Origin of the sequence: Dactylosporangium sp. NPDC051541, from assembly GCF_044454505.1 — a bacterium.
Lineage (GTDB): Bacteria > Actinomycetota > Actinomycetes > Mycobacteriales > Micromonosporaceae > Dactylosporangium.
The window spans coordinates 1-26,046 of sequence record NZ_JBITDU010000022.1; the positions used below are offsets into that span (position 1 = coordinate 1).

The window sequence follows — 26,046 nt, forward strand, 5'->3', positions numbered from 1 at the left end:
GATGGCGTAGACGCAGGCAAGCACAGGCCCGAGCCGCTCATTACCGCAAACGACTCGAACCGCCGTAGGACACGACCCGCCGTTGCAGTACTAGTGCGGCCGGGAATGCCAACCGGCGAACCGTGGAGTTGAGGCCGTCGGCGCCGATCACCAGGTCGTACCGGTCGATGGAACCGTCGGTCAGCGTCACCTCGGTGCCGTCGACCGCAGTGATCCCGGCGCCGAGGCGGGGCCGGATGTCGCCCGCCTCGGCCAGGACCGCGTTGAACACCGGCCGCTTGATTCCGACCGAAACCGGGAAGCCCGGCCCGAGCAGCGGCGGCCGACCCATCGGGCCCGCGCCGCCGTGCCCTGCCCGCAGGACGGCCTCGAGCAGCCCCAGCCGCTGCAGGACCCGCAGGGCGGGGCCCTGCAGCGTGAAGGCGAAGCCGACCGCGGCCCAGTCGGGCGTGCGCTCGATGACGGTGACCTCGACGCCGGCCCGGCGCAGGGCGAGGGCCGACGTCAGCCCGGCCGGCCCCGCACCGACGACGAGTGCGGTGCGGATGCCGTTCACGCCTGCGGCCGTACCGACGACAGCGCGGGTGACGCGGCGACCGCGCGGGCCAGGTCCACGAGCGCGACGCCCTGGCCGTGGGCCAGCGTCGCGAAGGCCTCGGTCGGCTGCTTGGCCTGGTCGAAACCGTCGCCCGGCACGTACAGGCCAGGGGGCAGGACATGGGCGGCGAAGAAGCCGGCCAGGACCGAACGCAGGTCGTTGAGGGCGAGGAAGTGCTGCCAGCTCGCGCCGGTGAGCACGATCGCCACTGCCTTGCCGGTCAGCGGGTGCTCGGTCTCGCCCCACATGCCGCGGGGCAGCCGGTCCAGGAAGGCCTTGAGCGGCGTGGCGAACGAGGCGCGGTGCACCGGGCTGCCGAGCACGTAGGCGTCGGCCGCGGCGATGTCCGGGTCCTCGCCCAGCGAGACGAGACCGGTTTCGGCCCCGGCCTCGGCCGCGCCGGCCAGTACGGCGCTCAGGACGGCGGCGGTGCGGCCCGGTCCGGTGGGTGATCCGTCGATGGCCAGGACCTTCATGGCGCGGGCTCCTCGACGCGAAGGCCGGCCTGGATCATCAGTGGCAGGATCTTCTCCCGGAACTGCACCAGGCCGGCTTCGAAGTCGAGCCAGGTCAGGGTGGCGCCGTCGATACCGGCGTCGGCCCGGGCGAGCAGGCCGTCGACGATCTGCTCCGGCGTGCCGACCAGGGGGCTGGCGCCGTGCCCGGCGATCGCGATCCGCAGGAACTCCCGCATCGGCCCTTCCGAGGGGATCGGCCGCTGCTCGCCGCTGGTGTTGAGGGTGTTGCCGAACAGCGTGGACACCATGTTGTGGGCGGCCTCGAAGTCGCCCATCTCGTCGACGTAGTACCGCAGGAGCTCGCGGGCCTCACGCTCGGTGTCGGCGCAGACGATCGGCACCTGCGCGAAGGCGAGCAGCTCGCGGCCGTAGCCGCGGGCCATGTCCTTGGTCTCGCGGATCGCCGCGCTGATGGCGTCCACGTCCTGCACGGTCACGAAGCTGATGTCGGCGTTGCGCGCGGCGAACTGCCGGCCGCGCGGGCTCAGCCCGGCCGCCATGTAGACGGGGCGCGGCGACTGGATCGGCTTGGGCTCGCTGTAGAGCCGGTCGAGCTTGAAGTACGGCCCGGCGTGGTCGAAGAAGCCGTCGCGGTTCAGCAGGTCGTCGAGGACGGCGATGAAGTCGTCGCCGAAGTCGTAGCGTTCGTCGTGGTCGCGCTGGCTCAGGCCGAACATCGCCAGCTCGTCGAGGTTCCAGCCGGCCACGATGTTGAGGCCGAAGCGGCCTCCGGAGATGTGGTCGATGGTGCTGATCATCTTGGCCACGCGGACGGGGTGGGCGGTCGGCAGGTGAAACGTCGCGAAGACCTGGCACCGGGTAGTGGCCATCGCGATGCCCGCCGCCCAGGTGAACGTGTCGTAGCTGCGCCCCTGGAAGTTCGTGCTGCCCCCGTAGCCGAGCCAGCGGGCGCCCGGCAGCAGCGCCTCGATGCCGGCCGCCTCCGACAGCTGGGCGATGCGGACCTGCTGGGCCCAGTCGGTGTCGGGCGGGCCGTCGGCGGCGGTGATGGTGGTGCCGCCCTGGGCGTTGAAGCCGAACGTGGCCAGTTTCATGCGGTGTGGGCTGTTCAGGAGGCGGGAATCGGTGACCGGAACTCGGGCTGTCATCGGTATCAGTCCTCCGGGATCATCGTGCCGCGGGCCCACGCGATCGTGAGCGCCACCGAGCTGAACCGCCATCCGTGCGGGGTCCGGCGCAGCGTGGCGTCGTACCAGCCGCCGGCCTGCGCGTTGCCGTTCGGGTCGGCGCCGTTGAAGATGTGCGTGGCGATCACGTTCCATCGGGCCGTCGCGCCGTCCCCGTCGACCTGGACGCCGACGTTGGCGGCAACGTGGTGCGAGGCCATCGGTGGCGGCGCGGTCGGCATGGCGGCGATCTGCTCGCGCCCCTCGAACGTGCCGAAGGGCAGGCTCAGGCGGGCGTCGTCGGTGAACGTGTCGGTGTACGTCGGCTGGTCCCGCCGGTCGATCGAGCGGGCGAACGTGTCGACGAGCTGCGCGATCGCGGCCCGGTCGACGAGCCATTGCAACTGAGCGACGCTGTCGGATGGAACCGGTGCTACCGGCATGCGACGTCTCCATTCGTGATTACGTCGGGGTGTGAGCAGAGCGAGCGTAGAGACCGCGCAGGCCGAAATGGCCGGTCGCGAGGATCGGCAATCCGTATAGCGCGTATGGCGCGGATGCCCGAAGCGCGCGCGTCGCGGGCCGGTGCGCTCAGCCGGTGCGGCGGGTCGCGAAGTCCCGTGCCGCCGCCACAATGAGTGAGCGCAGCCAGCGATTGGAGGCGTCGCCGGTCAGGGCAGGATGCCACCACAGTGCCTCCACCACCGGCGCGGCCTCGAACGGCGGATCGAGGGTCCGCAACCCTGTCGGGTCGCATCGCTGCTCGAACCAGCGGCGCTGCACCACCCCGATGCGGGTCGATCCGCGGATGAGCTCGGGCAGCAGGCGGAAGCAGTCCACGACCAGCTCGACGTCCAGGTCGTAGCCGCGGGCGCGGGCTCCCTCGACGATGGGGTTGCGCCGCTCGGTGAGCCGGTGCAGTACCCACGGCAGGCCGGCCATGGTCTCGAGCGTGAGGGCGTCGCCGATCGCGGGGTTGTCGGCGGCGGCCAGGCACACCCAGCCGTCGCGGAACAGGTCGACCCCGGGGAAGCCCGGCACCGCGATGCCGCGCGGCAGCAGGAACCCGTCGACCCGGCGGGCCTCGGCGATGATCGCGCCGAGCGCGCCTTCGGCGGGCAGCTGCTCCATGCGTAGCCGCGCCCGTTTCGCCTGCCGGCGGATCAGCGTGATCAACGCGTCGCCGAGGATCTCGGTCGCGTAGTCCGAGGCGATGAGCACGAACTCGCGGTCGCAGTCGGCCGGGTCGAACTCGTGGGCCGCGCCGAAGGTCTGTTCGATGAGCTCCATCGCGGCCGCGGAGGTCGCCCGCAGGCCCGACGCCAGCGGCGTGAGCTCGTATCGGTTGCCGACCCGGGTCAGCAGCTCGTCGCCGAAGTGACGGCGCAGGCGGGCGAGGGCGTCGCTCATCGCCGGCTGGCTCAGCCCGATGCGCTGGCCGGCTCGGGTGACGTGCCGCTCCGTGAGTAGCGCGTCGAGGGCCAGCAGCAGGTTGAGGTCCAGGCTTGCCGTCTTCAACCAGCACCTCCGCGCGCGTCTCGGCCGGCATCAGGTTCCCGTACGGCAATGCCGCTGGGAGCCGGGATCGGATCGCCGCGCGGGTGCGGTGACCCGATCCCGGGTCGGGTCAGGCGCGCTTACCGGTGAGCCGCGCCGGCGGGAACTGCCCGGCCTGGGCGGTGCCCGACATCTCGTCGCCGCTCACGGACACCTTGTAGGTCAGGGTCATCGGAAACGGCTGCTGCACGGCGGACTTCCAGGTGAGGTCATCGCCGTCGACCGCGCCGTCCAGCAGCGGATTGGTGGCGCCGTTCTGCGTCGCGGTGCCGGTCACGGCCGCGCCGTCGACGCTCAGCTGCAGCACGACCTGCTGCTTGCCGATCGGGGTGTCGATGGTCGCGTTCCAGGTGCCGCTGGCGCTCATGGGATTGTCCTTTCGGTCGGTCACGTTGATGTCGGCGGGACGGTCGTCGGCCGGACGATGTTCGGCGCGGATCTCGTTGCCGGTCGGGGCGGGGAAGCGCTGGGCGTCGAGGTTCGGCAGGACCTCGTCGACGAAGAGCTGGAACGAGTCGGCGATGCGCTGCGGGTCGTAGGCGCCGACGGTGAATCGGGTCAGGACCTGCGGCACCCCGGCGTCGGCGTAGGCGCGCAGCTGGGCGGTGACGCTGTCGGGGGTACCGGCCAGGATCCAGGACTGGACGTGCACGGCGTTGCGGTTGGCCGGGTCGCGGACGGCGTCGGGGGAGGACAGGTCCACCTGCGCGAGCTCGCGAAGCGATCGCGTGTCGGTGCTGCGATCCATCAGCGGGTTGCGGCCGGCCATCACCTCCGCGCGCTGCCAGGCTTCGTCATCCGTCCGGTCGACAATCACGTGCCTGGTCACCAGGCAGCGGGCGGCCATCGTCTCGATCGTGTCGGGGTCGTGGCCGGCGTCGGCGAGGACCCGGCGGTATCGCGCCAGTTTGGCGGCCGCCTCGAACCGCAGACAGGGGCCGAGGAAGACCGCGAGCCCGCGTCCCGCGGTGGTTTCGATCGTGGCGTCGGTATTGGTGCCGACCGCGAGCAGCGGCCCGCCGGCCCGCCACGAGACGGGCATGAGCCGGCCGTTGAGCTCGCCGCGGTCCCATTCGGTGTCCATGACGATGGGCTGGTCGCCGGGTGCGTGTGCGTAGGCGCGCTGGAGCAGGTCCAGCTTGCTCTCGAAGATCTCGTGGCGGCGGGCCGGATCGAGGCCGAAGTTCTGGAAGTCGGGGGAGAAGCCGACGCGGCCCGCGGACATGCCCATGATGAACCGGCCGCGCAGCAGCAGGTCGACGACGCTGCTGTCCTCGGCCAGGCGGAACGGGTGGTGCAGCACGAGCGGGACGATGGTGGTGCCGAACCAGGTCTCGCCGAGGTTCGGCGCCAGCCGGGCGGCCATCAGGAACGGGTTGCAGTACGGCTCGTAGTTGTTGAAGTGCTGCTCGCCGAACGTGACCATGGCAAAGCCGGCCGCGGCGGCCGCTTCAGCCTGCCGCAGGCACAGCTCGATGTTGGGCAGGTCCTGCTGGGCACTCATCGAGAACGGGCCCATGAAGACGGAGACGTACAACGGTCAGCCTCTCGCCGGGACGGGTAGCTGCAGCAGCTGCTGGGCGTTGTGGTCGAGCACCGCGCGCTTGTCCTCCACGCTGAGGTACGGCGAGGCCTCGAGGTAGCCGACGGCTTCGGTGAGCGAGGCGAAGATCGCGTCGCTGCCGAGCAGGAGCCGGTCGACGCCGAAGGTCTCCTGGACGAGCTGCATGGTGATCGGCGTCTCCTGGACGCTCGAGTCGTACCAGAAGCGGCGGAAGGCACTCATCGGGTCGGCCGGGTCGAGCGGCAGGTCGCGGACCCAGTCGAAGTATCCGGCGCCGACGGCCCGGTCGGCGGAGTGGTCGAACGCCCGCCGCAGGTTGCGTTCCAGGCGGGGCCAGAGGTAGGGCAGGATGCCGCCGCAGACGGCGAAGACGAACCGCAGGCCCGGGTGGCGGAAGGTGAGCCCCGAGAAGACCATCCGGGTGGCGGCGGTGGCCAGCTGCAGCGGGCTGCCGTAGGCGGTGTGCAGGCCCCAGTCGGCGAGCCCGGGGTGGCCGGCCGAGTTGCTGCCGACGGGGTGGATGTAGACGACGGCGTTGTGGCGGTCCAGGTTCTCCCAGAACGGCTCGAACGCCGGGTCGTCCAGCGGACGTCCGTCGACCGTGCAGGGCAGGGCGATCCCGGCGAACCCCAGCTCGCCGAGCGCCCGGTCCGATTCGGCGATCGCCTCGTCGACGTGTGGCAGCGGCACGCTGCCGAACGCGGCGAAGCGGCCGCCGTAGCGGGCCACGACGCCGGCGTAGATGTTGTTGATGCCGGCCGCGGCGCGGCGCGCACCGGATACATCGGGCACTTCCGTGTTCAGCCCGATCGCGCTGAGGATCTGCACGTCGACACCGACGGCGTCCATCTCGGCGACGCGCTGATCAAGGTCGTCGACCTGGCGGCCGGCGAATGCCAGATCCCGCCGGCCGAGCTCCACCAGGAGGTCGATGTAGGCGCTGGCCCAGTAGTGGGCATGGACGTCGATTCGCAAGGCTGCTCCAACGAGGTGACTGGGCGACAACGATGTGCGCAAGTTAACGACTGACTCGTCAGTCAGTCAATGACTGGAAAGGGCTGGCTTACGATCGGCACCATGGGACAACCGACTGAACCGTCAGTAGCCGCCTCGCTCGGGACCCAGCGCCGCCCGCGCAACCGGTCCGAGCGCCAGATCGCCGAGAGTGCCGAGCTCAAGGCCGCGATCGTCCGTGCGGCCGCCACGGCCTTCGCCGAGCGTGGTTATGCCCAGACCACGCTGGACGCGGTGGCGCGGCTGGTCGGCCTGACCCGGCCGGGCATCCTGCACCATTTCGCCTCGAAGGAGGCGTTGTTCCGGGCGGTGCTCGAGCAGGAGCGCGTCTGGGCCGAGCACCGGGCGCAAGCCGCGGTCAGCGATGGTCCGCTCGGCCCCGTCCGCGAGCTGGGTGCCTTCCTCGGTGGCGGCGACGACGCCCGCATCCCGCTGCAGCTGATCCACGTCCTCGAGGGCGAGGCGCTGGCCGGGAACGAGGCGGCCGCCGACTACGTGCGAAGCCGGACGGCCCTGGTCCGCGGGGAGATCCTCACCCGGCTGCGCATCTGCCAGTCGCGCGGCGACCTGCCACGCGACGCCGACCTCGAGCGCCTGGTGACGCTCGTGGCGGCCACGATCAACGGCCTGCAGAAGGCGTGGCTGCTGCAGCCGCAGCTGGACACGCACGCGGCGTTCCGCCGTTTCGTGGACGCGCTGCCCGAACTCGCGCACTGACCCAGCCGCTCCGCGGAGGCGAATGCCATCGCCTTTACAACTGACTGACGAGTCAGTATGTTACCGGCACGCAGGGCATCGTCCCTGCCCCGACGCGGAGGCCCCACATGAGCAGGCACTCGTGACCGCCCCACGACAATCGATACCCGCGACGACATCGGCCGAATACACCGCCGATGTCGACCCGATGGACATGCTGGCCGACCCGCCGGCCGCGCTCGCCCGGCTGCGGGCCCAGTCTCCAGTCGTCTACGTGCCCGCGATGCGGTCGTGGTGGGTGACCGGCCACGCGGAAGTCCTGGACGCCCTGTCGCGTCCGGGCGAGTTCGGCAGCCGGATGCTCGACCACATCACCTACCTGTCCGGCCGCAACGTCCTCGTCGACGACGGCGAACATCACCGGCGGTACCGCCGGGCGATGGCCCCCACCCTGAAACCGGCCGCTATCGGCCGGCACACCGCCCGCATCATCGCGCCCGTCGTCGCCGAGGCCATCGCCGCTCTCCGGGATCGCGGTGCCGCGGACCTGGTCGCCGACTTCTGGGAACCCGTCGCCGTACGCTGCTTCGCCGGGCTCCTGGGCGCCAACGACCTCGGCGAGGCGACGTTGCGCCGGTGGTACCACAGCCTCGCCCTCGGCGCCGCCAACTTCATGCACGACGAGGGCACCGCCGAGCAGGCCCGCGCGACCTCGGAGGAGATCGACGCGACGCTGCTGCCCCGGATGCGCGAGCTGGAGGAACACCCCGACAACGGCCTCGTCGCCCACCTGCTGGCGATGGCCGCCGGCGCCACGCTCGAGGAACGGGCGGCGGACATCCTGCCCACTATCAAGATCCTCATCGGGGCCGGTGAACAGGAGCCCGGCCACGCCGGCAGCTCGGTGCTCGCCGGCATCCTGACCGCGCCCGACGTGCGGTCGCGGTTGCTCAACGACCCGGACGACGGCCTCGGCGACGCCATCGAGGAAGGCCTGCGCTGGTGCCCGCCGGTGCAGGCGATCAGCCGCTACACCGCCGTCGACACCACGCTGGGCGGGGTGTCGATCGCCGCGGACCAGTGGGTCAACCTGTCCCTGCAGGGCGCCAACCACGATCCGGCCGTTTTTGGCGCCGACGCCGCGCACTTCCGTCCGGACCGCGACCTCACCGGGCGGTTCGCCCCGCTGGCCTTCGGTGGCGGTCTGCACATGTGCGCCGGCGCGTCCTTCGGGCGGGCGGTGATCCGAGCCGGCCTGCTCGGCCTGCTGCGTGAGCTGCCGGACCTGGCCCTCGACCCGGCCCGGCCGTGGTCGTTCACGGGCTTCGGTTTCCGAGCGCCGGGAGCCCTGTGGTCGACGTGGCGGGTGGTCTGATGCCGCGGTACACCGCTCACGCACCGGGAACCTTCAGCTTCGCCGGGCTCGTCTGCCCCGACCGGCACGTGGCCCGGGCGTTCTACGGCGAACTGCTCGGCTGGTCCTACGAGGAGCTTCTCGTCGGTCCCGGTCACGTCTTCACGATCTGTCGGCGCGACGGCGAGACGACCGCCTCCATCAACGAGCTGCCGGCGGAGGCCGTCGCCCCCCACTGGGACAGCTACCTGACCGTCACCGACCTGCCGGCCGCGGTCGCCCGGGGGACCGGCCTCGGCGGTGCCGGCATCTTCGGCCCGATCGACGTGCTCAGCCCGGACGGCGGCCAGGTCGGCGGCCTCGCGATGCTCAACGATCCGGCCGGACACGGCTTCGCGCTGTGGCGGGCGGGCGACAGCATCGGGGCGTCGCTCCTGCACGAGCCGGGAGCCGTCGCCGCAACCGAGCTCACCACGGTCGAGCCGGCGAGCGCGGCGCGCTTCTACGCGGAGCTGTTCGGCTGGCCGGACGACGGCACGGCACCACCGGTGCGACCCGTCCGGGACGGGGTTCCGGCCGGCTGGCTGCCCTACTTCGGGGCCCAGGACGTGGCCGCCAGTACCGATGCGGCAGTCCGTCTTGGAGGCACGTGTCTGGAGCGGACAGCCGGACGGCGCGCGATCCTGGCCGATCCCGCCGGCGCCGTCTTCGGCCTCGTCGAGCTGCTCACGACCCGAGAGGAGTCATGATGAGCTCGAGTGGGCAGCCGTTCGCCGCCTCCTACGATCCGCTGTCGCCCGACGAGACCCAGTGCCCGCAGGCCGGTTGGGCCCGGCTGCGCGAGGAGCCGCCCGGCTACGGTGCCGGCGGGTTCGCGTTCCTCGTCACCAGGCATGCCGACGTCGTCGACGTCGTGCGGTCCGTCGAGCAGTTCTCCTCCCGCAGCAGCCTGGCCACCGTGCCCGACGCGGTGCGCGACCGTCTGCCCAACGGCTACCCGTTCGACCATCCGGCCTTGCTCAACAACGACCCACCGGGGCACAGCCGCATCCGCCGGCTGGCGACCGGCGCGCTGAGCGCCCGGGCGATCGCGCGCCGCGAACCGATGATCCGCGAGATCGCCGGCCAGCTCGTCGACGCGATTGCGGAGCGGGGACAGGCGGACCTGGTCGCCGACTTCGCCGTGCCGCTGCCGATCCTGGTCATCACCCGGATCCTCGGACTGCCACCGGACGTCGCCCGGATCAAGCAGTGGACCGATGAGTCCTTCGACCTCGGCCTGCCGTTCCTGTCCGAGCCGCACCGCATCGAGCGGGCCCTCCGCCAGGCCGAGCTGGCCGACGTGCTCGCTGAGCTCATCGCCCAGCGGCGCGTACACCCCCGTGACGACCTGCTCTCCGAGCTCGTCCACGCCCGCGTCGACGACGCGCCGGCCCTCACCGACCTCGAAGTCGCCGCCGTGGTCTGCCAGCTGCTCATCGGCGGCAACGAGACCACGACGCACTTCCTCGGCAACCTGATGTACCTGCTGCTCAGCGTCCCGGAGCGCTATGCGGCGCTCGAGGCGGATCGAGGTCTGCTGCCCAACACGGTCGAGGAGACGCTGCGCCTGGTCCCGCCGATCAAGGGTCTGCCCCGGACGGCGGCCGAGGACACCGCCGTCGCCGGCTGCCCGGTGCGCAAGGACAGCCTCGTGCTGCTGTTCTTCCCGTCCGCCAACCGGGATGAGGCCGTGTTCGAGCGACCCGACGAGTTCGACCCGGCGCGGCCGGATCTGAACCGGTCCGTCACCTTCGGGCAGGGCATCCACTTCTGCATCGGCGCACCCCTGGCCCGCCTCGAATCCCGGATCGCCCTGGAGACGCTGCTCGACCGACTGCCGGGCCTCGAGCTCGCCGACCGCGAAGAGCACCGAATCCCGGGATTCCACTACGGGCTCAGCCGTCTGCCGGTGCGCTGGCCGACGGCTGCATGAGCGATTGGTCATCCAGCCCGCCGATCCCCGCCATACGAGCCATCCATTTCCCGGTCTCGGCGCCCGGCTGAGACATTGCCGCCACACACCCCCGGCCCGAAAGGGTTTGCCATGTCGGCCATCATCGATCCGCCTACCGCGGACGCGCCCGCCCGGCTCAAGGTTGGCGCCCGGTTCCTGTTCGCCTACGCGTTCGCCAATTTCGGACTCTGGGTCGCGCTGCTCGCCCCGATCATCGTGTCGCTGCAACTACACATCGAGCACATCGATCCGGCTCACAAGGAGCGGAGCCTCTCGCTCGTGCTCGGAGCCGGCGCCCTGCTCGGGCTCCTCGCCAACCCCCTCTGCGGGCGGCTGAGCGACCGCACGACCTCGCGGTTCGGCATGCGCCGCCCCTGGATCCTGGCCAGCTCGATCGTCGGCGTGGCCGGCCTGGCGGTCGTCGCCGAAGCCTCCTCCGTCCCCGGCGTGCTCGTCGGCTGGTGCATCGTGCAGCTCGGCTACAACGGACTGCTGGCCGGGTTGATGCCGGTGCTGCCCGACCAGGTGCCGCCCCACCGGCGCGGCATGGTGTCGGGCACGCTGGGCGTGGGCCAGGCCCTCGCGGCGATCGTCGCCACCGGGATCGCCGGCGGTCTGTCCAACCGCCCGCTGCTCATGTTCACGGTTCCCGGCTTCGTCGCCGTCCTGGCCGCTGTCGTGCTGTTCACCCAGCTGCGGGACCGGCGGCTGGACCCGGCCGACCGGCCGCCACTGCGCCTCGGCGACCTGCTGCGCAGCTTCTGGGTCAACCCGCGGCGATACCCGGACTTCGCCTGGGCCTGGGTCAGCCGGTTCATGATCTTCATGGCGATCGCGTCGGTGCTCAACTACCAGGTGTACTACCTGCAGGACCGCCTGCAGCTCAGCGGCGACGACGTGACCCGGATGGTCGGCATCGGCGTGCTCGTCCAGACCGTGTCGGTGGTACTCAGCAGCAACCTGACGGGCTGGCTGTCCGACCGCTTCGGTCGCCGTCGCATCTTCGTGTGCCTGGCCGCCGCGGTCACCGCGGTGGGACTGCTGATCCTGGCCGTCGCGGCGGACGAGCAGCAGTACCTGCTCGCCATGGTGTTCACGGGGCTGGGCCAGGGCACCTACTTCGCGGTCGACCTGGCCCTGGTCGCCGACGTACTGCCGAACCGGCACGAGGACGCGGCGAAGGACCTCGGCGTCATCAACGTCGCCAACACGCTGCCCCAGTCGCTGGCGCCGGCGATCGCACCGCTGCTGCTGGCCGTCGGCGCCGGTGGCAACTACACGGCCCTGTTCATAGCCGGCGCGGTCTTCGCCGTGCTCAGCGGAGCCAGTGTGCTGGCCGTCAAGGGCGCCCGCTGATCGCGACCGCACGGCAGTCAACGCTGATTGGAGCCTGGAGATGTCAACGACCATGACGACACCGACACCTGACCCGGCCACCTTCCGCCGGGTCCTGTCCAACTTCTGCAGCGGCATCGTCGTCGTCACCGCGACCGACGGCGCCGGGCCGACCGGTCTGACCTGTCAGTCCTTCACCTCCCTCTCCCTGGACCCGCCGCTGGTGGTCTTCAGCGTGAGCCGGACGTCGACGAGCTGGCCGCGAGTGCGGTCGGCGGGGTCGTTCGCCGTCAACATCCTCGGCGCTCACCAGCAGGCGGTCAGCCACGCGTTCGCCACCCGCCGCGGCGATAAGTTCGCGGGCATCGCGTGGACCGCCGGGCACCGCGGCGCGCCGCTGCTGCGCGACGCCGTCGCCCACATCGAGTGCGTCCTGGAAGCGGTGTATGACGGCGGCGACCACGAGATCGTCCTGGGCCGGGTGGAGCGGCTGCACGAGAACAGCGCACAGGCCGAGCCGCTGCTGTACTTCCGCAGCCGCTACCGCCACCTTCGCCCGGAGTCGGCGTGAGGGCGTTCGTGCTGCCCGCGGCGCGCAGCACGCCCGTCTTCGCCGAGGTCGCGGCGGTACCGCCGGCCGACGACGAGGTCACCGTCCGGGTCGAGGCCTCGTCGGTCAACGCCTTCGACCTGGCCGTGCTCGACGGCCGGCTGCGGTCCCTCGAGCACCGCTATCCGGTCATCCTCGGAAGGGACTTCGCCGGGGTCGTCACCGCGGCCGGCGCCGGCGTGCGGCGCTTCGCGGCCGGCGATCGCGTGTTCGGCATGACCGCCCGGCCGTACGTCGGTGACGGCGCGTTCTGCGAACAGCTCACCGTGCCGGCCGCGGCCCCGGACGAGGCGACCTGGATGGCGGCGCTGCCGGACCCGATCGGTATGCAGGACGGCGGCGCGCTCGCGACGGCTGCGGTGGCGGCGGTCCGGGCCGTCACGGCGATGCGCCCCCGGCCGGGTTGGGCGGCCCTCGTGGTCGGTGCCTCCGGTGGGGTCGGCTCGTACGCCGTGCAGCTGCTGGCGCGGGCTGGCGCGCGCGTCACGGCGGTTACCCGCACCGAGCGGGGCGCCGCTCATCTGCGCGACCTCGGCGTCCATGACGTCCTGACCGAGGCACCGGCCGGCCGTGACCTGCGGTACGACGTGGTGCTGCATCTGGGCGGGGAGGTCCGACGGGCCGCCGGCTGCGTGGTGCCGGGCGGGCGGTTGGTGTCGCTGCTGCACGCCGGCCCGGCCGACGCCGGCCGGCCCGACGTCGACGTCCGCTCGGTGCTGGGCCGCCCGGATCTGGGTGTGCTGAACGATTTGGCGCAGGACGTGGCGGCCGGCCGGCTCGCCGTGCCGAGAACCGACACATTCGCGTTCGCCGATCTTCCGGCGGCCTTGCGGGCGGTGCGGGCCGGCACGCCCGGCAAGGTCAGCGTGCGCATGGGAAAACCCTGAACCGGTTGCCCATGCTCACGGTGTCGGCCGCGGCGGCACCGAACTGCGCCGGATCGCCAGTGTCGCCTCGAGCAGCTCGTTCGCGGCCGAGTGGTGGTCGAGCACCGCGAGCAGTGTGCGAGCCGCCGCGGCGCCTTGCTCCCGCTCGTCGCGGTCGATGGCGGTGATCGACAACGCGCCCGCGGCCAGCATTGAGCCGTCGCTCCAGGCCACGATGGACAGGTCGTCGGGGACGTTCAACCCGACCTCGCGGGCGATCGCGGCCGCGCGGATGGCCGCCAGGTCGTCGCCGCACAACAGGACGGTCGGACGGGGACGGCCGATCAGCGCCGAGCGCACCAGGCGCGCGCACTCGGCCGGCCCGAGGGGGCGCAGCCGTCGCCCGGGCGTGGTGACGTGCAGGCCGAGCCTCGCGGCCAGTGCCGTCCGGGCGACGCCGGCCCCCGGACGCTGCAGCCCCGGGACCCAGGCGGCATTGCGGTGACCGAGCTCGACGAGGTGTCCGATCATCTGCCGGCTGGCGGCGTGGTCGTCGACGGAGACGGACAGCAGCCGGTGGTCATCACTGCGCGGGCCGACGACCACCATCGGTGCCTCCACGGCCGCGAGCGTCGCAACGTCGTTGCCGTCGGCCACCACGAGCACACCGTCGACACGTCCGCGGACGTGCCACTCCGTGCTGATCGCGGCGGCCTCGGCGACATCGGCGGCCGAGTACAACGCCAGCGTCCAGCCGTCCGGCGCGAGCACCTCCTCGACCCCGCCGAGCAGGAGTTCCTGGCGGCGGAAGGTCGTGCCCGCGGCCGCGGATCGGGGCACGATCAGGCCGATGCAGTGCGTGGACCGGCCGTGCAGCTGGATCGACGTGGCGTTGGCGACGAATCCGGCCGCGGCCGCGAGCTGCTGGATGCGGCCGCGGGTGCGGGCCGACACCCCGGGCTGGCCGTTGAGCGCATAGGAGACGGCCACCCGTGACACCCCCGCGGCTGCGGCGATGTCGCGCATGCGAACCCCGCGGCTCGGCGGACCGGCAACGGGTCCGGAATCCGCGGCGGTCCGCGCGGGTGACGGGGGCTGGTGGCCGCGGGGTGGCGTCGCGCTGCTGCGGATGTGGACTCGCGGCGGCGGGGCGGCCGGACGCTCGGCGTCACCGGCGTCGATCAGCCCCAGCAGCGCCTCGGCGGCGCGCCGGCCGAGCTCGTAGTCGCCGCGGGTGACCGCGGTCAGCGGAGGCTGCAGCAGATGGGTGTGGCTGTCCTCGCCGATGCACATGACGGACAGCTCCGCCGGGACGGCGATGCCGAGCTCGCGTATGGCGTCGAGCCCGGCCGCCGCCTGCAGCGGATCGTCGAACAGGATGGCCGTGGGCGGCACCGGCGCGGTGAGCAGACGCTCGACCGCGGCCCGGACATGCTCGGCGGTGGGACCGGTGGAGGCGATGACGGGGTGTGGCAGCCCGAGCTCCTGGACGGCCGTGCGGAACGCGGTGTTGCGAAGCGTGGTGTACCGCCGCTCACGCGGCCCGGCACAGCGGACGATGTGCCGGTGGCCGAGCTCCGCCAGATGATAGACCGCGAGCCGGACGCACTGCGCCTCGTCCCACACCAGATGCCGGCACGTGGACCATTGGCTGTCGTGCTCGGCCCCGGCCGCGACACCGACGACGACGGCCGGCAGGTCCGGCTGGCGGTGGACCGCGGCGGCGAGCTCCGGACCGCAGCGACCGGCCAGTTCACCGACGATGACGCCGTCGATGCGCTGTTCGCTTCGCCACTTCGCGACGAGGTCCGCCGCGTCCTGCGGTGCGGGCAGCACGCGCAGCATGGTCTCGGTCCCGTCCGCACCGAGACGGGCCTGGACACCCTCGACGAACGCGCCGAACGCCGAGGCGCCGGCGAGCTGGTTGGGCGTCGCCAGCACCACCAGTCCCGCGGTGGACGAACGCCGGGTCGCCAGGCCGCGAGCCTGGTGACTGGGGCGCCACCCGAGCTCCGCGGCGATGCTCAGCACGCGGCGGCGCGTCTCCGCCGACACGCCTCCGCGGCCGTTCAGCGCGAAGGAGACGGCGGCGATCGACACGTCCGCGCGCCGCGCGATGTCGAAGATGGTCGGTCGCTTCATTGCGGCAGCTCCAGCGAACGAAGAGGCGTGGTTAACCGTATAAGTCAAGAAAGAGGCGTGCAAGTGCGTAACTTTAAGCAGTTCAGCGTCGCCTTGACGACCAAGAGGACACCTCGTACGGTGTGGTTAACTTAACCGGTTACGTGAATCTTGCCATTGGTCGTCAGCGCTCCGCGGGCTCCCGCCTTCGACCCCCGGGCTGACCATCTGCACCGGAAAGGCAACGATGCGACGACACCTCGTGCGGTTGTGTGCCGCTTTCGTCGGCTTCGCGCTGGTGGGGAGTGGGAGCGTGGCGTCCGCCGCGGCTCGCCCCATCGGCTTCGTGACCCGGCATGGCGCCGATCTGCGACTCGACGGCAAGGCCTTCCGCTTTGCCGGGTCGAACAACTATTACCTGCATTACCAGTCGCCGAGGATGGTCGATGACGTCCTGGGTGATGCGGCCGCGGCCGGCTTCAACGTGCTGCGGACGTGGGGCTTCATGGAGTCCGGGCAGAACGGTGTGTCGTTCCTGTCGTTCGACGGCACGAAACCGGTCGCCAACGACGGCCCGGACGGCCTGCAGCGCCTGGACTACGTCATCAAGGCCGCGCACGACAAGGGACTGCGGCTGGTCATCCCGCTGACGAACAACTGGAGCGACTTCGGCGGCATGGACCAGTACGTCAAGTGGCGGGGCGGCACCCACCACGACGACTTCTACACCGATGTGGTGATCCGGGGCTGGTACCAGGACTGGGTCGCGCACGTGCTGAACCGGACGAACTCGCTCACCGGGGTGCAGTACAAGAACGATCCGACGATCCTGGCGTGGGAGCTGGCGAATGAGCCCCGCTGCGGCGGGTCGGGACAACTACCGAGATCCGCGATTTGCACTGACCGCACGCTGGTCGGCTGGGCCGATGACATGACGCGGTTCATGCACGGCGTCGACCGCAACCATCTCGTCGGCGTCGGCGACGAGGGCTTCCTGTGCACCGACCGGACCAGCTCCGACTGGACGATCAACTGCGCCGACGGCGTCGATTCGGCCGCCCTGGCCGCGCTGCCCGGCGTCGATCTGGCCTCGTTCCACCTGTACCCGGACGGCTGGGGCAAGGACGCGGCCTGGGGCACCCAGTGGATCCGCACGCACGCGCAGATCGCCGACCGGGTCCACAAGCCGATCATGCTGGGCGAGTTCGGGATCAAGGACAAGGCGACGCGGAACCTGACCTACAAGGCGTGGCTCGACGAGGCGGTGCGGGACAACTTCGACGGGTTCCTGTACTGGATCCTCTCCGGGGTGCAGGACGACGGCAATAACTACCCGGACTATGACGGCTTCACGGTGTACTGCCCCGGCCCCGTCTGCACCACCATCGCCAACGCGGGCGACGAGCTGCGCAACGGCCAGCGGTCCCGCCCGCCGGTCGCCGACGACGACGCCGCGCAGACCCTCCGGGATGCGGCGGTCACGTTGCTGCCGGCTGCGAACGACATCGCGTACCGCACCAGGGTGAAGCCCTCCACGATCCGCCTCGGCGCCACGTCGACCAGCGGCGGCACCTTCGCGCTGAACGCGGCCACGGGCGCGGTGACGTTCACTCCGGCCGCCGGCTTCCAGGGCAAGGCGTCCACCACCTACACGATCCGCGACGAGGCCGGCCGGTTGTCCAACACCGCCCGCATCGAGGTCACCGTCCGCCCCCGGCCGGGCGACGCGGTCCTCATCGCCGGCTTCGAGAACGGCACCGAAGGATGGGGCCCGGCGAGCTGGCAGACGAACGCCGGCACCGTCGCCGCGACGACGCAGTTCCATACGCAGGGCGCCGCTGGACTGGGTGTCACCGCGGCCGACGGCGGCTGGTTCGGCGTGGCGACACTGCCGCAGCCGGTCGACCTGTCCGCCAAGGCGGTGCTGCGCTACGACCTGAGGACGGCCGCGGCTGGCACCTCGACCAGCATCGCGGTGCAGACCGGGGACACCTACACGTGGTGCCAGTCCGCCTTCGGCTACGTCAACGCCGGTACGACCACCACCGTCGAAGTCGACCTGACCACCCAGATGTCGTGCGACGGTACGGCGCTCGCCGACGTGCGCGCGATCTGGCTGTGGTTCTCCGGCGGCGGCGCCTACGACGTCGACAACCTCCGGGCGCAGTAGTCCCGGCTCACGGCGCGGCCGCCCCGTCCACCGGGGCGGACGCGCCGATCGGCGTGCCGGTCCGGGCGGTGCTGCCGCGCGTGACCAGATGCGCGGTGACATCCTGCAGATCCTCCGCCCGGCCCTCCGCGATGACCGTCAGCAGCGTGCGGGCCGCGTTCGCGCCGTACGCGACGAGATCTCGCGACAGTGCCGTCAGCGGCGGATGGAGCACCCCGCACAGCATGGAGTCGTCCCAGGCCACGAGCGACAGGTCGGCCGGCACGGCGACGCCCATCTCGTGCGCGACCGCCAGACCGGCGACCGCCATGACGTCGTTGTCGTAGATGATGGCCGTCGGGCGGCGGTCGGCGCTGAGCAGGCGCCGGGTGGCGCGGCCGCCGGCCTCGCCGGTGTAGTCCGACGGCACCGTGACGGCATGCTCGACACCGAGGCGGCGGCACACCGACTCGAACGCGCCGGTGCGGATGGCGGTGTGCAGCAGGTGGGGCAGCCCGCCGACGCGGGCGATCGTGCGGTGTCCCAGGGCGAAGAGGTACTCGACCGCCTCGCCGATCGCCGCGGCGTCATCCGACCACACCGCCGGCACCCCGTCGAACTCGCCCGGCCCCGCGATGGCCGTCGCCGGCAGCTGTAACCGCCGGACGGCCTCGAACCGCGTGTCCTCGCGGTACACGTCGACCAGCAGGACCCCGTCGACCCGCCGCTCCGCACACCAGCGCTCGTACACCGCGATCTCGCTCGCGTGGTCCGGGACGACCTGCAGGGTCAGGCCGTAGGAGCGGGCGGACAGCTCGAGCTCGATGCCGGCGATGAGCTCCATGAAGAACGGTTCCACGCCGAGAACACGGGCGGGCCGGCACAGCACGAGCCCGATGGCGTTGGCGCTGGCACCGGAGAGCGCGCGGGCGGCCAGGTTGGGCTTGAAGCCGACCCGCTCGGCGATCGCCAGGATCCGCTCGCGGGTGCTGGCCGAGACGCCGGGCTGGCCGTTCAGCGCGTAGGAGACGGCGCCTTTGGAGACGCCGGCCTCCCGGGCGATGTCGGCGATCGTGGGCCGCTTGTCCACGGGCGTTCCTCCTCGTTGAAGATTAACCGGTTCAGTATGCCTGTCGAAGTTGCGTCGCCCTAGGGCCACAGCTCCACGATCGTTGCCCAACAGTAACTTCGTCTGCTCCGGCCGATCCATTGACAGCGGCCGTGTGCCGCCATAAGTTGTGGCGAACTTATCCGGTTCAGTTCGTTCAACCGCCAGTTCGCCGCACCGGCGACCCAGCGCGCAGTTGGAAGGCGTTACCTGAGATGGCCACTCGCACGAGACTTCCGTCCGCGCACTCCGGACGTGATCAAGGCGTGACGGCGCACGTCCGGCCACGCCCGCGCCGCTCCGGTAGCCGGCGTCGGGTGATCACGCCGTACCTGTTCCTGGTCGCCGCGCTCGGCTTCCTCGTGCTGTTCACCTATGTGCCGGTGGTGAACATGTTCTGGTACAGCGTGACCGACTGGGACGGGTTGAGCCCGTCGCGGCAGTTCGTGGGCCTCGGCAATTACGTCGAGATCTTCACCCGGCCGGAGCTGTTCGGCGTGCTCAAGGTGAGCCTCTACTACATCGGCGCCTCGGTGGTGCAGATCCTGCTGGCGCTGTACTTCGCCACCGTGCTCAGCTTCAACACGCGCTTCCGCAACCTGTTCAAGGGCATCATCTTCTTTCCGTACCTCGTCAACGGCGTCGCGATCGGCATGATCTTCCTGTTCTTCTTCCAGCCCGGCGGGACGCTCGACTCGGCGCTCAACGCGGTGGGACTCGGCGGTGCGCAGCAGCAGTGGCTCGGGGACCCCGGGGTCGTGAACTACTCGCTCGCCGGCACGTCGATCTGGCGGTACCTCGGACTCAACTTCGTGTTGTTCCTGGGCGCGATCCAGTCGATACCGGCACACCTGTACGAGGCGGCCGAGCTCGACGGCGCGACGCGGTGGGACGAGTTCCGGCACATCATCCTGCCCGGCATCCGGCCGATCGTCGGGCTGTCGTTCATTCTCGCCATCTCTGGCTCGCTGTCGGTGTTCGAGATCCCGTTCATCATGACCGGCGGCGCCAACGAGAGCGAGACCTTCGTCATCCAGACCGTGGACATGGCGTTCAAGTACTACAAGGTCGGCCTGGCCTCCGCGATGGCGGTCGTGCTGCTGGTCATCATCCTGCTCGTGACCTGGCTGCAGCGCCGCGTCGCGCCGGACGAGAAAGTGAACCTGTCATGACGGTGTACGCGCAGCGGAACACGGCCCAGGACGGTTACGGAGCAATGAGCCGGCTCGCCGTGCTCGGCAAGTACCTCTCGCTCGTGGGCGCCTCCATCGTCGTGCTGCTGCCGCCCCTCGTCCTCGTCATCGCCTCGCTCAAGACCCACGACGAGTACGCGACGACGGGCCCTTTCGACCTGCCGCACCACTTCGACCTTGACAACTACGTCACCGCCTTCACCAAAGGCAACATGCTGCGCGGCTTCGTCAACACGTCGGTGATCCTCGTGATCTCGCTGGTCGGCACCGTGCTCATCGGGTCGATGGCGGCCTACGCGATCGACCGGTTCACCTTCCGGCTGCGGGGCTTGGTCGTCACCATGTTCCTGCTCGCGACCCTGGTGCCGGGCGTGACCACCCAGGTGGCGACGTTCAAGGTGGTCGACGCGCTGCAGCTGTACGACACCCGCTGGTCGGCCATCGTGCTGTTCCTCGGCACCGACATCATCTCGATCTACATCTTCCAGCAGTTCCTGCGAGGCATACCCCGGGAGATGGACGAGGCCGCGGCGATGGAGGGTGCCGGTCCGTTCACCATCTACCGCAAGGTGATCCTGCCACTGCTCAAGCCGGCGATCGCCACCGTCGTCATCATCAAGGGCATCGCGATCTACAACGAGTTCTACATCCCGTTCCTGTACATGCCGTCGCAGGACCTGGGCGTGATCTCGACGTCCCTGTTCCGCTTCAAGGGACCCTTCGGCGCCCAGTGGGAGGTCATCTCGGCCGGCGTCATCCTCGTCATCATCCCGACCCTCATCGTCTTCATCGCGCTGCAGCGCTTCATCTACAACGGCTTCACCGCCGGAGCGACGAAGTGAGCGCGGCGCGGCTGTACGGGGGCGTCGAAGCCGGCGGCACGAAGGTCGTGTGCGGTATCGGTGACGGCTCGGCGAGCCTGCGGCACCGCATCACCATCCCGACCACAACCCCGTCCGAGACGCTTGACGGTGTGGTGCACTACTTCACCGCGCAGCGGGCCGCCGGCCACGACATCACGGCGCTGGGCGTGGCATCTTTCGGCCCGCTCGACCTCGCGCCCGGATCGGCGTCGTTCGGGCACATCACGACGACGTCCAAGCCCGGATGGAAAGACACGGATTTGGTGGGTACGTTGACGCAGGGTCTCGGCGTGCCGGTCGCGCTCGACACGGACGTCAACGGAGCCGCCGTCGGCGAGCACCGCTGGGGCGCTGGTCGCGGGCACGACGACCTGGTGTACATCACCGTCGGCACGGGCATCGGCGGGGGTGCGGTCGTCGGCGGCCGGCCGTTGCACGGTCTGCTGCATCCGGAGATGGGCCATCTGCACGTCCGCCGGCACCCCGGCGACCCGCTGGCCGGGGTCTGCCCGTACCACGGCGACTGCCTGGAAGGCCTCGCGAGCGGCCCGGCGATCGAGGAGCGCGCCGACCGGCCGGCGACCACGCTGTCCGCGGCGCAGCATCGCGAGGTCGTCGAGTTCGAGGCCTTCTACCTCGCGCAGCTCGTCGCCTCGGTGGTGTACCTGCTCATGCCCCGACGCATCATCCTCGGCGGCGGTGTGCTGAAGCTTCCCGGGCTGCTGGACGCCGTCCGGGCCGCGACGGTGGGCCGGCTCGCCGGCGCGCTGGCGCTGCACGAGGTCAGTGCCGGGATCGATGATTTCCTGGTGTCGCCGGACCTGGGCGACGACTCCGGTGTGATCGGGGCGGTCGCGTTGGCCTGCACGATGCCCCGCACTGCCGCCGACCGGCGGCCGCATGACGGGCCGCCACGGCGCGTCCGCTGATCGTCCCCCGTCCGGTTCAGTGCCAGGAGTCCGCGTGATGCCGCATTACGGGTTCAACGTGCAATGGATGTACCAGCTCGGGCAGGGCGCCCACGGTCCCGACGAGCGGCTGCTGGACGCGGTCGCGGCATGGGGTTTCAACTTCATCCGCCTGCCGACCGACTATCGCCTGTGGAGCGTCGGCGGTGATCCGCACCGGACCGACGAGGCGGTCCTGCAGCGCATCGACGACATTCTCGCGGCGTGCCGGGCGCGTGGTCTGCACCTGTCGCTCAACCTGCACCGGGCGCCCGGGTACGTCATCACCGGCTGGGAGACGGAGCCGTACAACCTGTGGGCGGACGAGGCGGCCCAGCGTGCGTTCGTGGCCACCTGGGAGCGCTTCGCCCGCCGCTATCAGGGCATCCCGGCCGCCGAGCTCAGCTTCGACCTCGTCAACGAGCCGCCGGCCCTGGGCCTGCGCGGCTTCACCCGGGCGGCGCACGAGGCGGTCATCCGTACCACGGTCGGCGCCATCAGCGCGATCGACCCGCAGCGTGCACTCGTCATCGACGGACTCGACGGCGGCAACCTGGCGATGCCTGAGCTCGCCGACCTGAGCCGGCGGGCCGGCTCACTGACCCAGAGCGTCCGCGGCTACCAGCCGATGACGGTGTCGCACTACCGCGCCGAGTGGTGGCCGCCGAGCCGGTCGTTCGGCCCGCCGCGGTATCCGGCCGACTACGACGGCCGGCGCTGGGACGTCTCCGGCCTGCGCGAGTTCTACCAGCCGTGGCGCGACCTGGAGGCGCTCGGCGTCCCGGTCCACGTCGGCGAGTTCGGCTGCTACGAGTACACCCCGGACGAGGTCGCCCGGGCGTGGTTCGCCGATCTGTTCACCGTCTTCGCCGAGTTCGGCTGGGGATTCGCCCTGTGGGAGTTCGCCGGGCCCTTCGGCATCGTCGGACACCGCCGCCCCGGCGCCGTGTTCGAACAGCGCGACGGCTTCCTCGTCGACCGCAACCTGCTCGAGCTCATGCGCGGGCCCCTGACCTGACACGCACACCCCCAACACCCCACATTGAGAGAGGAACGCTCGTGAAACGACTCTCCGCCGGGCTCCTGGCGATCGGGCTCATGCTGAGCGCCGCCGCCTGCGGCGACAGCGACACCGGTGGCGGTGACGGCAAGATCTCCGGTGAGATCACCGTCCTGACCCAGCGCACCGACATCGTCAACACCGTCTTCCAGGACTACAAGAAGAAGTTCGAGGCGAAGTACCCCGGCACGACCGTCAAGTTCGAGGCCATCACGGACTACGAGGGCGAAGTCCGGGTCCGGATGAACACCAAGAACTACGGCGACGTGCTACTCATCCCCAACTCCGTCACCGCCGACCAGCTGCCGAACTTCTTCGAGCCGCTGGGCACGGTCGACGAACTGCAGAACAAGTACCGCTTCGTGCGCACCGAGCAGACCTTCGACGGCAAGGTGTACGGCCTGGCCATCACCGGCAACGCGCAGGGCTACGTGTTCAACAAGAAACTCTGGACCCAGGCCGGCATCACCACGCCACCGAAGACGCCCGAGGAGTTCCTGACCGCGCTCAAGGCGATCAAGGAGAAGACCGGCGCGATCCCGCTGTACACCAACTACAAGGACGGCTGGCCTCTCGGGCAGTGGGAGGGCGCGCGCGGCGGCATCAGCGGTGACCCGGACGCGGCGACGAAGCTGGCCGCGGACGACGCGCCGTGGAGCCCCGGCAAGGAGCACTACGTCCTGGACTCGGTGCTGTTCGACGCGGTGAAGGGCGGCTACACCGAGCCCGACCCGACGACCACCAACTGGGAGCAGTCGAAGGGCCTGCTGGGCACCGGCAAGATCGCCACGATGATGCTCGGCTCGTGGTCGATCGTGCAGATGCAGCAGGCGGCGACGAGCAAGGACGACATCGGCTACTGGCCGTTCCCGGCGCAGGCGGACGGCAAGTTCCACTCGGTCATCGGCGGCGACTACAAGAACGCCATCAACCGCAACTCGAAGAACAAGGCGACCGCGCGGGCCTGGATCGACTGGTTCACCGACGAGTCGAACTACGCCACCGACCAGGGCGGCGTCTCGGCGCTCAAGAGCGCGCCCATGCCCGCGACGCTGGCCGGGCTGACGGACGCCAAAACCGAGCTCATCGAGCTCAACCCGGCGCCGAAGGGCAAGGAGGGCCTGGCCGACAAGATCGGCAACTCGGCTGAGATCGCCCTCTACGACGGCAAGTACCGCCAGGAGATCGTCGACGCGGCGCGCGGTGCGAAGAAGGAGTCGAAGGAGCAGATCTTCGCCAACCTGAACAAGAAGTGGTCGACCGCGCAGGCCAAACTGAAGTGACCTGACCGACCACAATGCCGCACGGTGCGGGCGGGCACGCCCGCCCGCACCGTGCGGTCATCGCGCGCCGCGGCGCAGCGGCCGGGTGGACTGGCGTGGTGCCAGCGTTCCGGGTGGCAGCAGGGTATGCGTCGGCTCTCCGCCGTCGATCACGGCGAGCAGCGCGCGGGCGGTCAGCTCGGCCTGGTGTGCCGGTGCCTGCTCGACCGCGGTGATCGTCGGCACCGTGATCTGGCACAGGTCCGAGTCGTCCCAGGCGACGATCGAGACGTCATCCGGCACGGACAGGCCGAGCTCATGGGTCACTCGCAGCGCGGCGGCCGCCATCACATCGTTGTCGAACACGACCGCCGTGGGGGTCTGCGCGCTGCTCATCAGCTCCCGCATGGCCCGCATGCCGTCGAGCGCGCTGTAGTCCGTGTACTTGACGCGATAGCGCTCGACGTCCATCCCGGCCGCCGCGATCGCCGCCCGGAACGCGGTGTCGCGTTGCCCGGTGTGCACCACCGCCGGCGTGCCCGCGACTCGGGCGACGTGCCGGTGGCCCAGGACCCGCAGGTAGCCGATGATGGCCTCCGCGGTTCCGGTCACGTCGGCGTCGACCGTGCTCAGATCGCGGGCGCCGGGGTTGCCGCCCATGATGGCCGCCGGCAACCCGATCTGCATCAGCGCGTCCGGTCGCGGGTCGTCGCGCCGCAGGTCGGTCAGGATCACGCCGTCGACGTGCCGCCCGGCCCACCACCGCCGGTACACGTCGACGGTGTCCTCGATGCGCTCGACGAGGTGCAGCACCAGCGCGATGCCGCTGCGGTTGAGTTCGGCCTCGGTCCCGTTGAGCATCTGCGTGAACCACGAGTCGATGATCATCTGGCGGGGTGGCCGGACCATGACGACGCCGACGGCGTTCGCCCGTGACGTGCCCAATGACCGGGCCGCGATGTTGGGTGTCCAGCCGGCTTCCCGGGCGGCGGCGAGCACGCGGTCCCGGGTCTTGGCGGAGACGCCGGGGCGGCCGTTGAGCGCGTATGAGACGGCCGCTTCCGAGACGCCGATGCTGACCGCAAGCTGACGGATGGTCATGCGGCTCGGCCTGGGAGTCCGGCTCGAGTCTCCGTCATGTGCGGCGCTCACCTCGTGCACTGTACCGGTTCACGCGCGGGCCCGCGGACGTGGATCGGCCCGCCGCGGCCGCGGTTGCCCGCGCAGCGGACGAGGCTTAACTTAACCGCATCATAAAGATCATTCGCAGGTAGGCGACTTTTGATGCTCCGCGGTCGGCGTTGTAGCTTAACCGGTTCAGTGATATATTGCTGTCCTTCGATTCATACTGGAAGGAGGACAGGTGGTAGGAAGACGCATCGCGAGCGTGGCCGCTATGGCGGTCGTCGCGCTGGCGGCACTGGGCCTCGCCGCATCACCGGCCGCGGCCGAGAATGCCCCGAACGGGTACCCCTACTGCAACAACGGCTCCGCGAGCGACCCCGACGGGGACGGCTGGGGCTGGGAGAACAACCAGTCCTGCGTCGTGCGGGGAAGCCGGGCCGATCCCAACGCGGGCAGCGGTGGCGGCGGCAGCAGCAGCGCGTGCCCGTCCGGCCTGCGCTGCGGCTCGTACTCGGTCAGCGGCCTCGGCTCCCGCAAGCAGCAGGTGCTCAACGCCGGGGCCGACACCCTCGATCTGGCCATCGCCATGCTGGAGACCGAGAACATGGGCACCGGCTACGCCTACGGTGACAACAAGACCGGTGACGCCGCCAACTTCGGCATCTTCAAGCAGAACTGGCTCATGCTCCGCCAGGCCTGCAGCCGGTTCCAGGGCCAGTCGACGAGCAGCTGGAACAACGGTTCGGCACTGAACAGCAACCTCTCCGCCGATGTGCAGTGCCTGAACCAGAGCCAGAGCTACTACGGCATCGACCGGTTCTTCGCCGGGCACCGCAACGGCTCATCGGGGCTGAGCAACCCCAACACCAGCGACATCCAGCGCTACAAGACCGCCGTCTACTGGATTCGCGACCAGATCAACAGCAACTCCGCCAACCGCAGCAACAACACCCGCTTCTGGGTCGAAGTCCCCGCCATCTGAC

General features: G+C 70.5%; 24 protein-coding genes. 14 read left to right on the top strand and 10 right to left on the bottom strand.

The annotated features are described in order from the left end of the window. Positions 1-40: 40 nt before the first annotated feature. From ACIA8L_RS50075 to ACIA8L_RS50105, 7 genes are all read right to left on the bottom strand, one after another. Positions 41-556, bottom strand: coding sequence for an FAD-dependent oxidoreductase (locus ACIA8L_RS50075; protein WP_395916388.1), 516 nt, complete (start codon positions 554-556; stop codon positions 41-43). After that, a complete protein-coding gene (locus ACIA8L_RS50080; protein WP_395916390.1) occupies positions 553-1,074 on the bottom strand; it encodes an NADPH-dependent FMN reductase in 522 nt (173 codons plus the stop codon). The genes ACIA8L_RS50075 and ACIA8L_RS50080 overlap by 4 nt, the downstream gene beginning before the upstream one ends. After that, positions 1,071-2,171, bottom strand: coding sequence for an LLM class flavin-dependent oxidoreductase (locus ACIA8L_RS50085; protein ID WP_395916392.1), 1,101 nt, complete (start codon positions 2,169-2,171; stop codon positions 1,071-1,073). The genes ACIA8L_RS50080 and ACIA8L_RS50085 overlap by 4 nt, the downstream gene beginning before the upstream one ends. A gap of 59 nt (positions 2,172-2,230) precedes the next feature. After that, complete coding sequence (locus tag ACIA8L_RS50090) at positions 2,231-2,686, bottom strand: nuclear transport factor 2 family protein (protein WP_395916393.1); 456 nt, start codon at positions 2,684-2,686, stop codon at positions 2,231-2,233. 148 nt (positions 2,687-2,834) lie between these two features. Further along, positions 2,835-3,761, bottom strand: a complete 927-nt coding sequence (locus ACIA8L_RS50095; protein WP_395916394.1) for a LysR family transcriptional regulator — start codon at positions 3,759-3,761, stop codon at positions 2,835-2,837. 109 nt (positions 3,762-3,870) lie between these two features. After that, positions 3,871-5,337 (bottom strand): LLM class flavin-dependent oxidoreductase, encoded by a 1,467-nt coding sequence (locus ACIA8L_RS50100; RefSeq protein ID WP_395916396.1) that lies wholly within the window; start codon positions 5,335-5,337, stop codon positions 3,871-3,873. Between the two features lie 3 nt (positions 5,338-5,340). Then, positions 5,341-6,339 carry an amidohydrolase family protein gene (locus tag ACIA8L_RS50105; protein ID WP_395916398.1) on the bottom strand — a complete coding sequence of 333 codons (999 nt, stop codon included), beginning with the start codon at positions 6,337-6,339 and terminating at the stop codon, positions 5,341-5,343. 102 nt (positions 6,340-6,441) lie between these two features. On the opposite strand from ACIA8L_RS50105, the gene ACIA8L_RS50110 reads away from it, so the two are divergent. The 7 genes from ACIA8L_RS50110 (at position 6,442) to ACIA8L_RS50140 (ending at position 13,256) form a co-directional block, all read left to right on the top strand. Beyond that, positions 6,442-7,095: a TetR family transcriptional regulator gene (locus ACIA8L_RS50110; protein ID WP_395916400.1), complete on the top strand. Its 654-nt coding sequence runs from the start codon at positions 6,442-6,444 to the stop codon at positions 7,093-7,095. Between the two features lie 121 nt (positions 7,096-7,216). Then, on the top strand, positions 7,217-8,449 hold the full coding sequence (locus tag ACIA8L_RS50115; protein ID WP_395916401.1) for a cytochrome P450: 1,233 nt from the start codon (positions 7,217-7,219) through the stop codon (positions 8,447-8,449). Next, complete coding sequence (locus ACIA8L_RS50120) at positions 8,449-9,177, top strand: VOC family protein (RefSeq protein WP_395916403.1); 729 nt, start codon at positions 8,449-8,451, stop codon at positions 9,175-9,177. The genes ACIA8L_RS50115 and ACIA8L_RS50120 overlap by 1 nt, the downstream gene beginning before the upstream one ends. Continuing rightward, positions 9,177-10,403: a cytochrome P450 gene (locus ACIA8L_RS50125; RefSeq protein ID WP_395916404.1), complete on the top strand. Its 1,227-nt coding sequence runs from the start codon at positions 9,177-9,179 to the stop codon at positions 10,401-10,403. The genes ACIA8L_RS50120 and ACIA8L_RS50125 overlap by 1 nt, the downstream gene beginning before the upstream one ends. Before the next feature lie 111 nt (positions 10,404-10,514). Further along, entirely contained in the window at positions 10,515-11,780 is a 1,266-nt protein-coding gene (locus ACIA8L_RS50130; RefSeq protein WP_395916405.1) for an MFS transporter, read from the top strand. A 52-nt stretch (positions 11,781-11,832) separates the two neighbouring features. Continuing rightward, complete coding sequence (locus ACIA8L_RS50135; RefSeq protein ID WP_395916406.1) at positions 11,833-12,330, top strand: flavin reductase family protein; 498 nt, start codon at positions 11,833-11,835, stop codon at positions 12,328-12,330. Further along, on the top strand, positions 12,327-13,256 hold the full coding sequence (locus ACIA8L_RS50140; RefSeq protein WP_395916407.1) for a zinc-binding alcohol dehydrogenase family protein: 930 nt from the start codon (positions 12,327-12,329) through the stop codon (positions 13,254-13,256). The genes ACIA8L_RS50135 and ACIA8L_RS50140 overlap by 4 nt, the downstream gene beginning before the upstream one ends. Positions 13,257-13,271: 15 nt before the next feature. Here the strand turns inward: ACIA8L_RS50140 and ACIA8L_RS50145 are convergent, their stop codons facing one another. Beyond that, positions 13,272-15,377: a LacI family DNA-binding transcriptional regulator gene (locus tag ACIA8L_RS50145; RefSeq protein ID WP_395916408.1), complete on the bottom strand. Its 2,106-nt coding sequence runs from the start codon at positions 15,375-15,377 to the stop codon at positions 13,272-13,274. 325 nt (positions 15,378-15,702) lie between these two features. On the opposite strand from ACIA8L_RS50145, the gene ACIA8L_RS50150 reads away from it, so the two are divergent. Then, a complete protein-coding gene (locus ACIA8L_RS50150; protein WP_395916410.1) occupies positions 15,703-17,526 on the top strand; it encodes a cellulase family glycosylhydrolase in 1,824 nt (607 codons plus the stop codon). 7 nt (positions 17,527-17,533) lie between these two features. Here ACIA8L_RS50150 and ACIA8L_RS50155 read toward each other — a convergent pair whose 3' ends face one another. Further along, positions 17,534-18,595, bottom strand: a complete 1,062-nt coding sequence (locus ACIA8L_RS50155; RefSeq protein ID WP_395916412.1) for a LacI family DNA-binding transcriptional regulator — start codon at positions 18,593-18,595, stop codon at positions 17,534-17,536. 335 nt (positions 18,596-18,930) lie between these two features. Here ACIA8L_RS50155 and ACIA8L_RS50160 point away from each other — a divergent pair, with 335 nt between their 5' ends. From ACIA8L_RS50160 to ACIA8L_RS50180, 5 genes are read left to right on the top strand one after another with little or no spacing between them, the layout of a single operon-like run. Beyond that, complete coding sequence (locus ACIA8L_RS50160) at positions 18,931-19,785, top strand: carbohydrate ABC transporter permease (protein ID WP_395916414.1); 855 nt, start codon at positions 18,931-18,933, stop codon at positions 19,783-19,785. After that, positions 19,782-20,648: a carbohydrate ABC transporter permease gene (locus tag ACIA8L_RS50165; protein ID WP_395916416.1), complete on the top strand. Its 867-nt coding sequence runs from the start codon at positions 19,782-19,784 to the stop codon at positions 20,646-20,648. The genes ACIA8L_RS50160 and ACIA8L_RS50165 overlap by 4 nt, the downstream gene beginning before the upstream one ends. After that, positions 20,645-21,598, top strand: coding sequence for an ROK family protein (locus tag ACIA8L_RS50170; RefSeq protein ID WP_395916417.1), 954 nt, complete (start codon positions 20,645-20,647; stop codon positions 21,596-21,598). Before ACIA8L_RS50165 ends, ACIA8L_RS50170 begins: the two co-directional genes overlap by 4 nt. 37 nt (positions 21,599-21,635) lie before the next feature. Further along, complete coding sequence (locus ACIA8L_RS50175) at positions 21,636-22,634, top strand: glycoside hydrolase family 5 protein (RefSeq protein WP_395916419.1); 999 nt, start codon at positions 21,636-21,638, stop codon at positions 22,632-22,634. Positions 22,635-22,675: 41 nt separating this feature from the next. Further along, entirely contained in the window at positions 22,676-23,959 is a 1,284-nt protein-coding gene (locus tag ACIA8L_RS50180) for an ABC transporter substrate-binding protein (RefSeq protein ID WP_395916421.1), read from the top strand. 57 nt (positions 23,960-24,016) lie between these two features. Here ACIA8L_RS50180 and ACIA8L_RS50185 read toward each other — a convergent pair whose 3' ends face one another. Next, positions 24,017-25,039 carry a LacI family DNA-binding transcriptional regulator gene (locus ACIA8L_RS50185; RefSeq protein WP_395916423.1) on the bottom strand — a complete coding sequence of 341 codons (1,023 nt, stop codon included), beginning with the start codon at positions 25,037-25,039 and terminating at the stop codon, positions 24,017-24,019. A gap of 262 nt (positions 25,040-25,301) precedes the next feature. Here ACIA8L_RS50185 and ACIA8L_RS50190 point away from each other — a divergent pair, with 262 nt between their 5' ends. Next, the gene (locus ACIA8L_RS50190; protein WP_395916425.1) at positions 25,302-26,045 is read left to right on the top strand and encodes a carbohydrate-binding domain-containing protein; all 744 of its coding nucleotides are present in this window, start codon (positions 25,302-25,304) and stop codon (positions 26,043-26,045) included. Position 26,046: the final 1 nt, after the last annotated feature.

Bases quoted from the DNA above. Each gene is read 5' to 3' on its own strand.
- ACIA8L_RS50080 (WP_395916390.1), bottom strand. From the start codon at position 1,074: ATGAAGGTCCTGGCCATCGACGGATCACCCACCGGACCGGGCCGCACC.
- ACIA8L_RS50085 (WP_395916392.1), bottom strand. From the start codon at position 2,171: ATGAAACTGGCCACGTTCGGCTTCAACGCCCAGGGCGGCACCACCATC.
- ACIA8L_RS50090 (WP_395916393.1), bottom strand. From the start codon at position 2,686: ATGCCGGTAGCACCGGTTCCATCCGACAGCGTCGCTCAGTTGCAATGG.
- ACIA8L_RS50110 (WP_395916400.1), top strand. From the start codon at position 6,442: ATGGGACAACCGACTGAACCGTCAGTAGCCGCCTCGCTCGGGACCCAG.
- ACIA8L_RS50120 (WP_395916403.1), top strand. From the start codon at position 8,449: ATGCCGCGGTACACCGCTCACGCACCGGGAACCTTCAGCTTCGCCGGG.
- ACIA8L_RS50125 (WP_395916404.1), top strand. From the start codon at position 9,177: ATGAGCTCGAGTGGGCAGCCGTTCGCCGCCTCCTACGATCCGCTGTCG.
- ACIA8L_RS50130 (WP_395916405.1), top strand. From the start codon at position 10,515: ATGTCGGCCATCATCGATCCGCCTACCGCGGACGCGCCCGCCCGGCTC.
- ACIA8L_RS50135 (WP_395916406.1), top strand. From the start codon at position 11,833: ATGACGACACCGACACCTGACCCGGCCACCTTCCGCCGGGTCCTGTCC.
- ACIA8L_RS50145 (WP_395916408.1), bottom strand. From the start codon at position 15,377: ATGAAGCGACCGACCATCTTCGACATCGCGCGGCGCGCGGACGTGTCG.
- ACIA8L_RS50165 (WP_395916416.1), top strand. From the start codon at position 19,782: ATGACGGTGTACGCGCAGCGGAACACGGCCCAGGACGGTTACGGAGCA.
- ACIA8L_RS50175 (WP_395916419.1), top strand. From the start codon at position 21,636: ATGCCGCATTACGGGTTCAACGTGCAATGGATGTACCAGCTCGGGCAG.
- ACIA8L_RS50185 (WP_395916423.1), bottom strand. From the start codon at position 25,039: ATGACCATCCGTCAGCTTGCGGTCAGCATCGGCGTCTCGGAAGCGGCC.